Origin of the sequence: Shewanella sp. BF02_Schw (assembly GCF_014596695.2) — a bacterium.
Classification (GTDB): domain Bacteria; phylum Pseudomonadota; class Gammaproteobacteria; order Enterobacterales; family Shewanellaceae; genus Shewanella.
In genome coordinates this window covers 1794443-1808208 of sequence record NZ_JABKAW020000001.1, presented here as the reverse complement: position 1 = coordinate 1808208, position 13766 = coordinate 1794443, and the positions used below count along the sequence as shown (strand labels likewise).

13 protein-coding genes are annotated in these 13766 nt (G+C 43.1%); 9 read left to right on the top strand and 4 right to left on the bottom strand.

The features are described 5' to 3' along the window. Nucleotides 1-28: 28 nt before the first annotated feature. Nucleotides 29-970 carry a nucleotidyl transferase AbiEii/AbiGii toxin family protein gene (locus HNW13_RS07965; RefSeq protein ID WP_194956081.1) on the bottom strand — a complete coding sequence of 314 codons (942 nt, stop codon included), beginning with the start codon at nt 968-970 and terminating at the stop codon, nt 29-31. Then, nucleotides 967-1371, bottom strand: a complete 405-nt coding sequence (locus HNW13_RS07960) for a DUF6088 family protein (RefSeq protein WP_182770863.1) — start codon at nt 1369-1371, stop codon at nt 967-969. Before HNW13_RS07960 ends, HNW13_RS07965 begins: the two co-directional genes overlap by 4 nt. A gap of 1108 nt (nt 1372-2479) precedes the next feature. Between HNW13_RS07960 and HNW13_RS07955 the strand changes: the two genes are divergently transcribed. The 3 genes from HNW13_RS07955 to HNW13_RS07945 all read left to right on the top strand — a co-directional run bounded on the left by HNW13_RS07955 (nt 2480) and on the right by HNW13_RS07945 (nt 5957). Continuing rightward, nucleotides 2480-4240, top strand: coding sequence for a protein adenylyltransferase SelO family protein (locus HNW13_RS07955; RefSeq protein ID WP_192114821.1), 1761 nt, complete (start codon nt 2480-2482; stop codon nt 4238-4240). A gap of 261 nt (nt 4241-4501) precedes the next feature. Next, nucleotides 4502-5152: a MarR family transcriptional regulator gene (locus HNW13_RS07950; RefSeq protein ID WP_192114822.1), complete on the top strand. Its 651-nt coding sequence runs from the start codon at nt 4502-4504 to the stop codon at nt 5150-5152. After that, the gene (locus HNW13_RS07945) at nt 5145-5957 is read left to right on the top strand and encodes a DUF3307 domain-containing protein (RefSeq protein WP_192114823.1); all 813 of its coding nucleotides are present in this window, start codon (nt 5145-5147) and stop codon (nt 5955-5957) included. The genes HNW13_RS07950 and HNW13_RS07945 overlap by 8 nt, the downstream gene beginning before the upstream one ends. A 70-nt stretch (nt 5958-6027) precedes the next feature. Here HNW13_RS07945 and HNW13_RS07940 read toward each other — a convergent pair whose 3' ends face one another. After that, nucleotides 6028-6213: a hypothetical protein gene (locus tag HNW13_RS07940; protein WP_192114824.1), complete on the bottom strand. Its 186-nt coding sequence runs from the start codon at nt 6211-6213 to the stop codon at nt 6028-6030. 385 nt (nt 6214-6598) lie between these two features. Here HNW13_RS07940 and HNW13_RS07935 point away from each other — a divergent pair, with 385 nt between their 5' ends. The 3 genes from HNW13_RS07935 to HNW13_RS07925 are packed head-to-tail and all read left to right on the top strand — an operon-like array spanning nt 6599 to nt 9307. After that, on the top strand, nt 6599-7345 hold the full coding sequence (locus HNW13_RS07935) for a (Fe-S)-binding protein (RefSeq protein ID WP_192114825.1): 747 nt from the start codon (nt 6599-6601) through the stop codon (nt 7343-7345). Between the two features lie 8 nt (nt 7346-7353). Beyond that, entirely contained in the window at nt 7354-8742 is a 1389-nt protein-coding gene (locus HNW13_RS07930; protein ID WP_011637317.1) for an LUD domain-containing protein, read from the top strand. 1 nt (nt 8743) lies between these two features. After that, nucleotides 8744-9307: an LUD domain-containing protein gene (locus HNW13_RS07925; protein ID WP_192114826.1), complete on the top strand. Its 564-nt coding sequence runs from the start codon at nt 8744-8746 to the stop codon at nt 9305-9307. Nucleotides 9308-9672: 365 nt separating this feature from the next. On the opposite strand, the gene HNW13_RS07920 is transcribed toward HNW13_RS07925, so the two are convergent. Further along, on the bottom strand, nt 9673-10572 hold the full coding sequence (locus HNW13_RS07920; RefSeq protein WP_192114827.1) for a LysR family transcriptional regulator: 900 nt from the start codon (nt 10570-10572) through the stop codon (nt 9673-9675). A gap of 347 nt (nt 10573-10919) precedes the next feature. Here HNW13_RS07920 and HNW13_RS07915 point away from each other — a divergent pair, with 347 nt between their 5' ends. The 3 genes from HNW13_RS07915 to prpC all read left to right on the top strand — a co-directional run bounded on the left by HNW13_RS07915 (nt 10920) and on the right by prpC (nt 13734). Beyond that, nucleotides 10920-11570 (top strand): GntR family transcriptional regulator, encoded by a 651-nt coding sequence (locus HNW13_RS07915; protein WP_123883537.1) that lies wholly within the window; start codon nt 10920-10922, stop codon nt 11568-11570. Between the two features lie 56 nt (nt 11571-11626). Further along, nucleotides 11627-12505, top strand: coding sequence for a methylisocitrate lyase (gene prpB / locus HNW13_RS07910; RefSeq protein WP_192114828.1), 879 nt, complete (start codon nt 11627-11629; stop codon nt 12503-12505). 104 nt (nt 12506-12609) lie between these two features. After that, complete coding sequence (prpC, locus tag HNW13_RS07905; protein WP_101088421.1) at nt 12610-13734, top strand: 2-methylcitrate synthase; 1125 nt, start codon at nt 12610-12612, stop codon at nt 13732-13734. The last annotated feature ends 32 nt before the right edge of the window (nt 13735-13766 follow it).

Sequence of the window (13766 nt, the reverse complement as noted above, 5' to 3'; positions counted from 1 at the left end):
CTAAGAGCTGCAATGGCAGCATCGAGGGTCAGGCGATAAGCTGCTCTGAAATCCCTTTAAACGAAGCAAAGCAGGTATCAAAGTTATGTGGATCTGAGTTGTACACCATTGGAGCTACAAACTCGTCAAAACGCTTATGAAATAATTCGTTGGTTTCTAGCTCTTCTAATCCCAGCTTTAACTCATTATGCGGATCGTCGACAAACTCCTGATGTTGATTTCCATATCGCGCCTTATCTTCTTCTAAGACAGCATTAAAAATCGGCTTTAACACGTCCATATCAATCATATGTTCTAAGCTAATACAATGCACATCGTAGATGTGACGAACCAATGTCTCGTCATCCATACGCTTTGGATCACGCTTGACTGACATGGTGCGGCGTAACATGGAAAGCACTTTTTCAACCAAAGTCGAATCAATGGAAATACACGACATAGCGCTTACTTCGGCAGGTTGCTTGTAGCTTTGTGCCACTAGCGATGAAATAGTGCGAGATTCAACCCCTTGAAGTTCAATGGTCTCAATGAGCTCAAGTTTGATGTAAGGTCGTAGACACGGTGCTTGTTTGTATTGTTGAGGGTACTCTATTTCGATTTCTACATAGCGATATGAATCTAAAACCGTTTTTTTAAAGTATTTTAGGTAAGGGTGCTCAGCTAACATTGTTAGGAGGTCTTCAACTAATACTTTGCGAGCTCTTTTTTTCGCTTCTGTACCTTTGTTGAGAAATTCCAAAGTAGGAATCAATTTTATATCGACGTCTTCAGACATACGCATGATCTTAATGTTTGACTTAGCTAAAGCTGTTCCACCTGAAAACACAAGTCGATGGTGCTCACTGTTTACATTTTCCAACATAGCAAGTAGTGACACAACCCAATAGTCCTTTTCCGGGATGGATGGGTTACCTAATTCGAGTGCATCAGAGATTTCGAGAAACTGCTTTTTTAGTTTTGATATGGTCATTGTCGATTACTCAATACCCTGTTACCAACTTTAATGATGCGGTTGAATTGCTTAGAATCCCACTTGTACTGGATGGACGCTGGTATTTGAGTGGATTTTCCATTGATGCTTTTTTTTGATATGGCATCCATTTCAAAATCTACACCACGCAATTTTAAGATTTCACGCATTATTGCATCAGTGCCACCTGGGTTTTTTGGCATAGGTTTATTAGTTAGGCTGTTGATCGTTGACTTAGTGTATAAACCATACCCGACTTTCATCAGTTCGCCTTGAGCCACGAGTTTTTTCAAAACACGACCAATTTGGTCATAGCTGGCATAATTGTCGAAATCTTTACGCTCGAACACATAGCGGCGAGAGCGCTTTAACTTTTGATTAATAAAGTCAGTTGCTGTCATGATTCACCCTCCTATATAGTGCTTGACCTTAGTATACTTGAAGCTCATCGTTATTTGAAATATTTACGGCATTTACTCAAAAAAACATGCGACATAAAACCACAATTTAATTTTACCATTATCATGTTTATAAAGCTTTTTCTGGCAACTATTACATTCCGACATATTATTTTATTTGTTGGCGACCCAATTAAAAATAAATTCATTTTTAGCGTAAATTTGTCGTCGTGGCGATATGAGATGTGAAGCGCTACTATATAGTAAAGACATGAGAAAAATTAAGTCAAAGAGTAACGTCAGGGAATTTGCGAGCATAGGCCCAACACATAACGGGGCAAAAATGAGTTAATTTTTTGGCTTTAAAAGTACAAATTCAACTCTAGACTTGAGGATGTTGAAGAAAATAGCGTGAAGCTCACATGGCCTTTCTCGCACATCTATGTGCTACAAGGCATTCAGGCATCCTGCCTATCAGATGTGAGCTTAGCTTTCACGGTACAGGTCGTTTCTTGGCGTCCTGCCATCACGACATTCGTGAATCCATTCACATCAGATGTACCATCGGAAGCGTTAGCATTTTTACTCTTTATTACAAGATGGGCCGAAGCAGTCTGCAAATACAGGTCAAAGTTAAATTTAACTCCATGGCTACCTTTTCGCAGCTGTTGTTTTGTAAATAGCGAAAATGTTGCGGGGCGGCTGGGCCAATTCTTTTATAAAGAATAAAGAGGGGATTGCTGTTGATCCCCTTTTGGCCCGTGCAGGGTGGAACCTTGCGATCTAATTCAAACGAAGTTTGATAAATCTGGTGTGGGTGAAGCGCCACGACGTTAGTGGCCGCAGGCCATAATTCAGATACCATATATCATATGATGAAATAGATACTTTGCAGATGCAGCAAGCTAAGCTTTCCATTAGTATAATGAGTCGTTACCATGGGTGTCGGTTCCATCCATTTCTCTCAAGCTCTTTCTAATGATACCGCGCAGGCCTTCGACATATATGCTGACAAGATCCGCTTCCAGAAATCGAACAAATCGAATCATCGTCGACACGATGAACCATCAAGTTGTGAACAACCCTTCGACTCAAACAACAAGGTATCCCTATGACTAATCAACTGTCCCAGCAAACTCCCGTTACTGTCGAGACAGTCGACGATCTCGCTAAATTGGTTAACTACTCATTGATGGACACGCTCAACAGCGATCCTGACGCGACAGCTAATGGCGACGACCATGCGCCGCGACAAGTATTCTCTGGCCACTACGTTCCTGTAAAACCGACTTCAATTGAAAATCCAGAATATGTAGCACACAGCAGCAGCTTGTTTGCTGAATTGGGTTTTGCTGACAGCATGGCGCAGTCTGCCGATTTTATGAGCTTATTCTCTGGTGACCTGTCGAACGTTCCTGAACCAATGAGTAAGGTTGGGTGGGCGTGTGGATATGCATTGTCCATTTTTGGTACCGAATACATTCAACAATGTCCTTTTAGAACGGGTAATGGCTACGGCGATGGTCGAGCTGTTTCTGTGCTTGAGGCTGTGATTAACGATAAACGCTGGGAAATGCAGCTTAAAGGCGGTGGCCGCACGCCATATTGCCGCGGTGCAGATGGTCGCGCAGTGCTGCGATCCAGTGTGCGTGAGTTTCTCGCGCAAGAACACATGCACGCGCTTGGCGTACCAACGTCGCGATCGCTGAGTTTATATGTGTCTAAAACCGAGACGGTGCAGCGGCCTTGGTATTCTGAGGGCTCTAACGAACAAGATCCTGACCAAATGATTAGTGAGGCGGTTGCTATTTCAACACGTGTGGCACCTTCGTTTATTCGGGTTGGCCAACTTGAGCTATTTGGTCGCCGTGCCCGCACGCAGGAACACCCGCAAGCGATGGCAGAGCTTGAACTGTTGATGTTGCATTTAATTGATCGTGAATACGCTGATGTTATCGACCAAAAACTCACTAACGAACAAAAAGTGCTTTTGCTGGCGCGTGAATTCCGTAACCGTTTAACTTCATTGATAGCGAACTGGATCCGTGTTGGTTACTGTCAGGGCAATTTTAATAGCGACAACTGTGCTGCTGGTGGCTTTACGCTCGATTACGGCCCGTTTGGATTTTGCGATGTGTTCAATCCACAATATCAACCATGGACGGGTGGCGGACAACATTTTGCATTTTTGAATCAAGGCGTGGCAGCAGAACGTAATTTCTTGATGTTTTGCACCGCACTAAGCCCATTATTAATATCAAAACCCGATGACTTAACCCAACTTCAGCAGTTGGTCGATGGTTTTGCCACCGAGATGCAAACAAAGTTGGAGCAGATGTGGGCGGCTAAGCTTGGGCTTAACACTTTTGATGCGGCGTTATTTAATGAGCTTGAAACGCTGATGCTGCAAACCCCAGTGGATTACACAATATTCTTCCGTGAGCTTTCGTCGTTGCCTGATGATATTGGTCCACTGACTAACAGTTTCTATCGAGACTTAGCGCAAGGGCCAAAAGGGTTGGAGCAACGCTGGTCTGCTTGGTTAGTACAGTGGCAAACACTATTAGGCACCGAGGGCAATAGCACGATGCTTATTGCAGACGAAAACGCTGACACACAGCCACGTAACCGTGATGATATTATTGCGCAGATGCAACGCGTTAACCCTAAATTTACTTTACGCGAGTGGTTGCTGGTGCCTGCTTATCAGCAAGCCAGTGTTGGCAATTATGCACTCGTTCGAGAATTGCAGAAGGTGATGACCCAGCCTTACGCAGAGCAATCTCAAGAAGTTGAAGACAAATACTATCGACTCAAGGCATCTGAGTTCTTTGGGGTAGGTGGATGCTCGCATTTAAGCTGCTCGTCGTAATGGTGAGATAATCTATTGGCTTTGATTGGTGTCATACTTTATGCCACCTGCGTCAGGATTGTTATCTCAACGTATCTGTCGACTTGCTTGGCATATTATCATTAGCCTAAAGTGGCTAAATGTCTATTTTTAGCCATAAACGGCTAAATAAGCTTGTGTACTATCAATGCACTTAGTCGTTATTAGCCAAAAATGGCTAAGCTTGCATTATTAGCCATTTTTGGCTAAATTGGTCTAAATCTGCAAACAAAGGAGCGTTATGTGGAGCCTACCAATAAACCTATAGCCGTGATTGTTGGCGATATTGTTGACTCAACAAAGCTAACCTCTGCGCAGTTTGAGCTACTACTTAAACAGATCAAATCTATCCAGACATGGATTAGCGAGGGGCATAGCGAAAATGCGCACAGTATTGAGCGCGGTGATGAGTTTCAGTCTGTCGTGCATGATATTGAAAATGCGTTGAGATACACCGTTATATACCGGATTGGCATTAAGGCGCTTGGTAAAGCATTTGATAGCCGGATTAGTTTTGCAATTGCTGCAAATGCTGATTTACGTGAGTCGGTGTCGGAGTCGATGGGGCAAGCATTTGTGCTGTCTGGCCGCGGACTCAGTGGCCTTAAGAATGACCGATTATTGTTTAGCTCCGATAGCATCGCTCTCACTGAGTATTTTGACTTACTGTTTAAGTATCTTGATAAGCAACTTAACGACTTAACTGCGCGCCAATGTGAAGTGATGTTGCCAATGCTTCGAACCAATGAGGATTTGTCGATTAGTGAGTTAGCTGACATGCTCGATGTGGCTACAGCCACTGTCAGTAAGTCACTTAAAGCGTCTGGTTGGCCGTTGATCCATGAGTTAAATTGTCGGTTTATAAAGAAAGTCGCGGGGCTCAAGTATGTTTGATTTTTTCAGCGTGCTCATTCCATTTTTATTAATTCACACCATCTGTGACTTTTATCTTCAGACCGATCGGTGGGTAGAAGCTAAAAAAGCTCGCACTTACCGTTCACCTGAGTTGTACCTTCACGCGACTTTACAGGGTGTTGCATTATTACTGCCTGCAATGGCACTCGGGATTGATTGGCGTTCAACGGTGTGCTTAATCGTTATTGTCGCGGTAAGTCATTTTATTATCGATTTATGGAAGGTCACTACACCAAAGGGAGATAAGTTAGCCTACTTTGTTATTGATCAGGCTTTGCATGTTTCGGTATTGGCCGCGATTGCTTTTCATGTTGCCGATGGCGCATCGATTGAGGCAGTGTTACAGCATGAACGTTTCTCTGATGGCGTGTTGGTGGTGTTTGCTTATTTACTCATTCTAAAGCCAACTTCAATTGTGATTGGCGCTGTGTTGAATAAGTATCCCATCGTTAACTCAGCAATGGATACTGACGTCGTTACCGACACCGATGGTGTTGCAGGTCCTGTTAGTGATAAGACAGCAAATGTGAGCGGCCTTGTTGCGGGTGGCGAGTTGATTGGTTACCTAGAGCGATTATTAATACTGACGTTTACGTTGGTGGGCAGCTATGCCGCTGTGGGCTTTGTATTAGCCGCTAAGTCGATATTCAGATTTGGTGAGTTAAATCAATCAGCCAACCGAAGCATGACGGAGTATGTACTGATTGGCTCACTGATCTCTGTGGTCATCACAACCTTAATTGGGGCGTTAGTATCATTGGGTATAGATATAAAATTTAAGTGAAAAAATCATAAAAAAAGGCCTCTATATCAATAGAGGCCCAATAATCTTATTCAGATTTAAACTGATACCTTTAATCAGCCTTTATCCCCATTCCCATAGCAGATAAAGGCTGAGTAAAGTCACCAAGCATTGAGTAGACATTTGATTGCGACTCAAAGCCATCAACCAAACAACGCCAAAGTGTGTACCAAAAATCGATAACGTCAGTTAGATATAAGTTATTAAAACGGGGGATGTTTCCGACGTTACCTATCACATGATTGTGCTTAACCTCAACCATTCTGACAATATAAAAACACCAAACTGCGACACAATGTCGCAGGCTACTGAGTTGAATTTATAAAGATTGTTAACTACTGGTTAGCATTTATCGATGTATACCATGGTGTTGCACTTATTCATTGCTGATTCATCTGTGGGCAGCGGCTTTTGTTGTTATTGATGTGAGTTTTTGGTGCTGATGAAAGCGTATTCAGATCAAAAGTGAAAAAGTCTGCCGCGATATTTGCTTAATTAGCACTACATTTTATAAGGGTATAAGCATACATTGATGGCTCGATAATGAGTCGTTAGCCATTGCTGAGTTGATTTTAAACTCACTCAGACGATGTGTAATAACGCGCCTGGGGATATACCAACTTATGAAAATAGCACTATTTATACCGTGTCTAGTGAATCAAATGATGCCAGATGTGGCCATTGCAACACTGACATTATTAGAAAAGTTAGGCCATGAAGTCATATTTCCTGCTGGGCAAACCTGTTGTGGTCAGCCGATGACAAACTCGGGGTGTTTTGATGAAGCAAAAAACACCACCCTTAAATTACTCAACGCTTTTAAAGGTGTCGATTGTGATGCCATTGTGTGTCCTGCTGCCAGTTGTTTGGTGGCGGCTAAAGAAAACTTCCATGAGTTTGATGGCAGCCAAGAAGCCCAAGAGGTTATTAGTAAGCTTTATGAGTTAACGGAGTTTTTGCACGATATTGCCCCAATTAAAGCATTCGCTCGACCTGTAGCGGCCAAAATAAGCATGCAAATGAGCTGTCATGGTATTCGTATGCTTAATTTAGCGACGCCGACAGAGCAAATGGGTAAACAACGCTTTAATAAAGTGGAAGCGGTATTGGGTAACATTGCCGGGCTCGAGATTGTCTATCCTGCTCGTATTGATGAATGTTGTGGTTTTGGCGGCACGTTTGCGGTTGATGAAGGCGCGGTGTCGGCCAAAATGGGTAAAGATAAAGCCCAAGCTCATGCGGCAACGGGTGCTAAGTATGTCGTGGGGTTTGATCCTTCATGCTTGCTGCATTTAGATGGCATGATCCGTCGTCAAAAATTACCGATTGAAACCCGCCACATTGCCCAAATCATTAATGATGCTTTATAGGAGCCACTATGACCGAACTATATACCGCATCGGGTTCTAAGGTGCATGCCCATAAAGCTGATATTTTTTGTCGCGATGAAACCCGAGTTGATTGGCATTCTAAAGCCCTGTGGGCATTACGTGAAAAACGTGATCGCGCTGCAGGCAGTTTGCCTGAATGGGAACAACTAAGGCTGCTTGGCTCGCAACTAAAACTGCATACTTTGAGCCATTTAGCCCAGTACCTTGAGCAATTTGAACAACAATGCTTGAGTAATGGCATTAAGGTGCATTGGGCTAGTGATGCCCAGCAACACAATGAAATTGTTCATGGGATTTTAGCGAAACATAAGGTTAAAAAACTGGTTAAATCAAAATCGATGTTAACCGAAGAATGCCACATGAACCCGTATTTAGAACGCCACGGTATTGAAGTGGTTGATACCGATTTAGGTGAACGAATTATTCAGCTCGCTAACATGCCACCTTCGCATATTGTGGTGCCCGCTATACACATGAAAAAAGAGGAAGTGGGCGAGTTATTTCATCAACAGTTAGGCACTAAAGCCGGTGAGTCTGATCCACTGTATTTAACCCGTGCAGCTCGCGCGCATTTAAGAGAGAAATTCCTTACTGCCGATGCTGCCATGACCGGTGTCAATATGGCGATAGCAGACCAAGGTGCGATTGTTGTGTGTACCAACGAAGGTAATGCAGACATGGGCGCTAACTTGCCTAAGTTGCAATTGCACTCAATGGGCATCGATAAAGTGGTTCCTGATATGGATTCTGTTGGGGTGTTGTTGCGTACATTAGCCCGTAATGCCACAGGGCAACCTATTACCACTTATTCATCATTTTACCGTGGCCCACAAGAGGGCGGCGAGATGCATGTGATCATTGTTGATAATGGTCGCACTGAGATGATGAAAGACAAAATTTTAGCTGAGTCGTTAAAGTGTATTCGTTGCGGCGGCTGTTTAAATACCTGTCCTGTGTATCGCCGTTCAGGCGGTTATAGCTACAACTATACTATTCCTGGTCCTATTGGTATTGCGGTAGGTGCTAAGCATGACGATACCAACTCTATTCCTTGGGCCTGTACGTTATGCGGCAGTTGTACTTATGTGTGCCCAACGATGGTGCCATTAGATAAAATTATTGCCCATCATCGTCGTTTGAAAGCAGAAGCTAAGAGGTTGCCGTATGGCAAAGGTGGCTATATGCCGTTAGTGGGCCGTTTTATGGCTAATGAAACCTTAATGAATACCTCTATGTCCGCAGCAAGATTAGCACTGCGGGTATTACCGGGGAGTTTACTCAAGCCGTTTAGTGGTGCATGGGGTAAATATCGCGAGTTGCCTGTCGCACCAGAGTCTAGCTTTGCCAGCTGGTATAACAAGAATCGGAGCCGTTAATATGTCGAATAAACACACTATTATATCTGCACTAAAGCAATCGGCATTAGCTCAACATGCCATGCCTGCCATAGATGTAGTGGCTAATAATGATGATCTTGTTGGCCAATTTAATGCAAGTTTGAACACAGTAGCGGGCACGCTGCACCATGAAGGCGGTTTAGCATCGCTACAACAGGCTGTAGATGAATTGATCCAACAAAATATGCAGGTGATCTCGTTATTGGACAGTATTAAAGGTAATCGCCAAGTGCCTGAGACTGCTCACGATCTGGCTGATATTGATTTTTCCGTGATCCCTGGCGATCTTGGTGTGGCCGAAAACGGTGCTATTTGGGTTAATCAACCCAGTCATCGAGTAACGCCTTTTATTTGTGAAAACCTGATATTGGCGTTGGCCAAAGACAATATTGTCGCCAACATGCACCAAGCGGTTAAACAAGTGGCACTACAGCCAGGCGAATTAGGATTATTTATTGCGGGTCCGTCTAAAACCGCTGATATTGAGCAAGCATTAGTGGTGGGGGCTCATGGTGCCTGTAGTTTAAATGTGTACTTATACTAGGCATTAGTGGCTAGTGATTAGTCGCCATCTGTTAGTTGTCATCTATTAGTTGCCAGTGATGTCATTGACTGAGTGTTTCAGTTGATTGCATCACGTTAACTTATAGCAATATTAATCGAACCACTTAGGTTAGAACAACCTGTAATTAATCAAAACGTTCAGTTTCAAATTCAAATTCAAATTTAAACTAAAATTCAAATTCAAATTTAAACTAAAATTCAAATTCAAATTCAAATTCAAATTCAAATTCAAATTCAAATTCAAATTCAAATTCAACTTCGCATGTAGATTTAACTTTCACTTCAAACTCTAAGTATCTAAGTATCTAAGCACCTAAGCACCTAAGCATCGAAAATCGAATCGAGTTAGAACAAGTCGAAGATAGTGGCAGCACGTTGCTGAATAAACTCAATAAACAATTTCACTTTTAAGGGTTGCTGGCGACGTTGATGATACAAAATACTGATACGTCGATGCTCACCAGCCCAATCAGGTAACACAGGTACTAGCTCTTCATTCAATAGTTGTGGTTTAACAAATAATTCTGGTCCATATAAAATCCCGCCATCACCGACAGCGGCGCGTATTGCGCCGTGTAAATCCCCTAGGGTTAATTTAGCGGGTCCATCGTAATAATACTGCTCACCACTGTGATGTTTTAAGGTCCAGTTAAATAGCGGCCACACTTTAATTAACTGATAATCAACTAGCTGCTGCGGGTGGCGAAGATCAATGAGTTGCTTGGCATACTCAGGTGATGCATACAGGCCGTAATTTAATACTCCCAACGATGTTGATACCCAAGATGAGTCTGGTTGTGCGCCACCGACAATGGCAACGTCGACTCCTTCATCTATCAAATCAATGGTGCTGTTATTTTGGGTGATGTGCAGTTGAATGTGCGGATGTTGTTTCGAAAAGTCATTGATGGCCTCAATTAATATCATCGAGGTTATCGAAACGGGTGTCGATATCCGTAAGGTACTTTGCGGCTCATTAATAGTTTGACCACAAATACGATCAAATTGCGCCACCACATTATAGTAACGGTCAAATAACGCCCCACCTTCTTCAGTTAATCGAAGTTTACGGGTGCTGCGCATTATCAACTGAGTATTGAGGCTTTGTTCTAATTTGCTAATTTTGCGGCTAACCGTGGCAATGGGCAACTTTAACTCTTGTGCTGCAGATGAAAAACCACCGGCATTAACGACATGGACAAACAAATGGATCAATTCAAGTTGGCAGGCTAAATGTTGGCTCATCAAGAGACCCTTATTGTATTTATTGCTCTATTTATTGTTGGATTAATCGATGTCTCAATCACTTTATAAAGAGGAGTGTAACCCAACATAGTGTGTACAGATAGCTGAGTAATCATCGAACCACAAAGGCGTGATGAGTTATACCGTGGTGGCTAATATTAGCATGGGCTGACTTAAGGTTTATTGAGTGGTGTCATAAATTGGTCATAGCTAAGGCTTTATGATGAATTGGATTAATTGTCGACAAAAAGTGCCTTTTGGGGTTGTTATACGATTTAAAGGTGCTATATTGTCGACAACTTGTTTTGTGTAGCTGTTTTTTAATGTCAGTTTTTATTATCCAAGGTATGAATATGATCCAGCCGATTACTTCTGCAGATAAGACCTTTGTAGCCCTTAGAGACGATATAGTCGAAGGTCGTATTCAGGCCGGCTCTAAATTGAGCGAAACTGAATTGTCGACAAAGTATGCAGTGAGTAGAGCCGTGATCCGTGAAGCCATTAACCGCTTAGAGTCGTGTCATATTGTTGAGCGTAAAGCCAACGTAGGCGCTCGTGTGGTGGCGTTATCTCCACAAGGGTTGATAGAACTGTATCAAGTGCGTGAATCACTCGAAGGCATGGCGGCACGTTTAGCGGCAAAGAACATGACCGATGACGAAATTGCCGATTTAAACCGTTTATTACAATCTCACTTTGACGAGGTCAAAGGGGGCGAGTCTTATTATCAAGAAGCCGGTGATGTTGATTTTCATTATCGGATTATTTTAGGCAGTAAAAACAAACACCTAATTTCAATGCTGTTTGATGGCATTTATCATTTAGTGCGCATGTATCGCGTACAACTTGGCATGGCGGGTCCGCGTGTGACCACCGCTTATGATGAACACAAACACATTGTTCAGGCCATTTTAAATCGTGATGCAGAATTAGCTGAAATGCTGATGCGTCGCCATATTATGTATTCTAAAAATAATATCGAACACAAATTATCGTAATGTCTTGCGTGTGGCGTGTTACGCCCACGGTCATAATTGCATATAAGGAAAATATCATGAGCGCAGGTAAAAAATTTCGTCAAGCATTAACTAACAACAAACCACTGCAAATTGTCGGTACCATTAATGCTTATGCCGCCATGATGGCAAAGCAAATTGGTCATCAGGCCATTTATTTGTCTGGCGGCGGCGTGGCTAACGCCTCTTATGGTTTACCCGATTTAGGCATGACATCACTTAATGATGTACTGGTTGATGTGCAGCGAATTACTTCAGCCTGTGACTTACCTTTGCTGGTGGACATTGATACGGGTTGGGGCGGGGCATTTAACATTGCCAAAACCATTCGTGATATGGAAAAGGCTGGCGCAGCAGCGGTACACATGGAAGACCAAGTGGCGCAAAAGCGTTGTGGTCATCGTCCAAATAAAGAAATAGTTCCAGTAGAAGAAATGGTCGACCGTATTAAAGCGGCGGTTGATGCCCGTACTGACCCAGACTTTTTCATTATGGCGCGCACAGACTCGTTTGCTCAAGAAGGGTTAGAAGCCGCTATCGAACGTGCTAAAGCGTACGTGGCAGCGGGTGCTGACGGTATTTTTGCTGAAGCAATTAAAACTGAAGAGCATTACCGCGCCTTTGCTGAAGCATTAGATGTGCCTATTTTGGCTAACATTACTGAGTTTGGCCAAACTGAATTATGGAATAAGCAACAATTAGGCGAGTGGGGCGCGGCAATGGTGTTATACCCATTGAGTGCATTCCGTGCAATGAACAAAGCAGCTGAAAATGTTTACAGTGCTATTTTAACCGATGGCGACCAAAAAGCAGTGGTAGATACCATGCAAACTCGTATGGATTTATACGACTATTTGGGTTATCACGATTATGAACAAAAATTAGACAGTTTGTTTGCCGAAGGCAAAAATAAATAACGGCCTCAGTACGACAGCAAGACTCGATTACCACTAAAATAACAATACCCTACAATCGCGATTTAGCATGGTTAAATCGCGAAAAGCATAAGAAGGAAGATATCATGGTAGACAAGAAATTATCAGGCGCAGGATTACGCGGTCAGAGTGCTGGCGAAACAAAATTATGTACTGTCGGTAAATCAGGTTCAGGCCTAACGTACTGCGGTTACGATGTATCTGATTTAGCTGATAACGCTACCTTTGAAGAAGTCGCTTATTTATTATTTAACGGCGAGTTACCAAACCAGGCTCAGCTAACTGCATATAAAGCAGAATTAAAAGCGCAGCGTGATTTACCCGATGCACTAAAAGCGGTATTAAAATTAATTCCTGCTGATGCTCATCCAATGGATGTTATGCGAACTGGTTGCTCGTTTTTAGGTAACCTTGAGCCAGAAGTCGATTTCACTCAGCAACACAAAGCGTCGAACCGCTTATTAGCCGCATTTCCGGCCATCATGTGTTATTGGTACCGTTACACTCATGACGGTGTTGAGATTGATTGCACCACAGATGAAGATTCTTTGGGTGGACATTTTCTTAAACTGCTTCGCGGTGAAACGCCGTCAGCGCAACATCGCCGTGTAATGGATGTGTCGTTGATTTTGTATGCAGAGCATGAGTTCAACGCATCAACCTTTACCGCGCGTGTATGTGCCTCAACTTTATCGGATATGTATTCTTGTGTTACTGGTGCGATTGGTTCATTACGTGGTCCACTGCACGGTGGTGCTAATGAAGCGGCGATGGACATGATCCAAAAGTTCAGCTCGCCAGCCGATGCTAAAGTACAAATGGCATTGATGTTAGAACGCAAAGAAAAAATCATGGGCTTTGGTCATGCTATTTATAGTGAGTCTGATCCTCGTAATGTGATTATCAAAAAGTGGTCTGAAAAGCTGGCCCATGAAAACGGTGACACTTCTTTATATGACATTTCTGTCGCGTGTGAAGAGTTTATGTGGGACACCAAAAAGTTATTCTGTAACGCTGACTTCTTCCATGCCTCTGCTTATCATTTTATGGGCATTCCAACTAAGTTATTTACGCCAATCTTCGTTTGTTCACGTTTAACCGGTTGGGCTGCACATGTAATGGAGCAGCGATCGAACAACCGCATTATTCGTCCAAGTGCAGATTATGTGGGCAGTGAGCCTCGTAAAGTGGCGCCTATTAGCCAACGTTAATCAGCATGCCGAGTCTCGTTATGATGACTCGG

What these genes read in the sequence shown, in the direction of transcription:
- HNW13_RS07945 (WP_192114823.1), top strand. Translation starts at nt 5,145, where the DNA reads ATGTTTGATTTTTTCAGCGTGCTCATTCCATTTTTATTAATTCACACC.
- HNW13_RS07960 (WP_182770863.1), bottom strand. Translation starts at nt 1,371, where the DNA reads ATGACAGCAACTGACTTTATTAATCAAAAGTTAAAGCGCTCTCGCCGC.
- prpB (WP_192114828.1), top strand. Translation starts at nt 11,627, where the DNA reads ATGAGCGCAGGTAAAAAATTTCGTCAAGCATTAACTAACAACAAACCA.
- HNW13_RS07955 (WP_192114821.1), top strand. Translation starts at nt 2,480, where the DNA reads ATGACTAATCAACTGTCCCAGCAAACTCCCGTTACTGTCGAGACAGTC.
- HNW13_RS07915 (WP_123883537.1), top strand. Translation starts at nt 10,920, where the DNA reads ATGAATATGATCCAGCCGATTACTTCTGCAGATAAGACCTTTGTAGCC.
- HNW13_RS07935 (WP_192114825.1), top strand. Translation starts at nt 6,599, where the DNA reads ATGAAAATAGCACTATTTATACCGTGTCTAGTGAATCAAATGATGCCA.
- prpC (WP_101088421.1), top strand. Translation starts at nt 12,610, where the DNA reads ATGGTAGACAAGAAATTATCAGGCGCAGGATTACGCGGTCAGAGTGCT.
- HNW13_RS07920 (WP_192114827.1), bottom strand. Translation starts at nt 10,572, where the DNA reads ATGAGCCAACATTTAGCCTGCCAACTTGAATTGATCCATTTGTTTGTC.
- HNW13_RS07930 (WP_011637317.1), top strand. Translation starts at nt 7,354, where the DNA reads ATGACCGAACTATATACCGCATCGGGTTCTAAGGTGCATGCCCATAAA.
- HNW13_RS07965 (WP_194956081.1), bottom strand. Translation starts at nt 970, where the DNA reads ATGACCATATCAAAACTAAAAAAGCAGTTTCTCGAAATCTCTGATGCA.
- HNW13_RS07925 (WP_192114826.1), top strand. Translation starts at nt 8,744, where the DNA reads ATGTCGAATAAACACACTATTATATCTGCACTAAAGCAATCGGCATTA.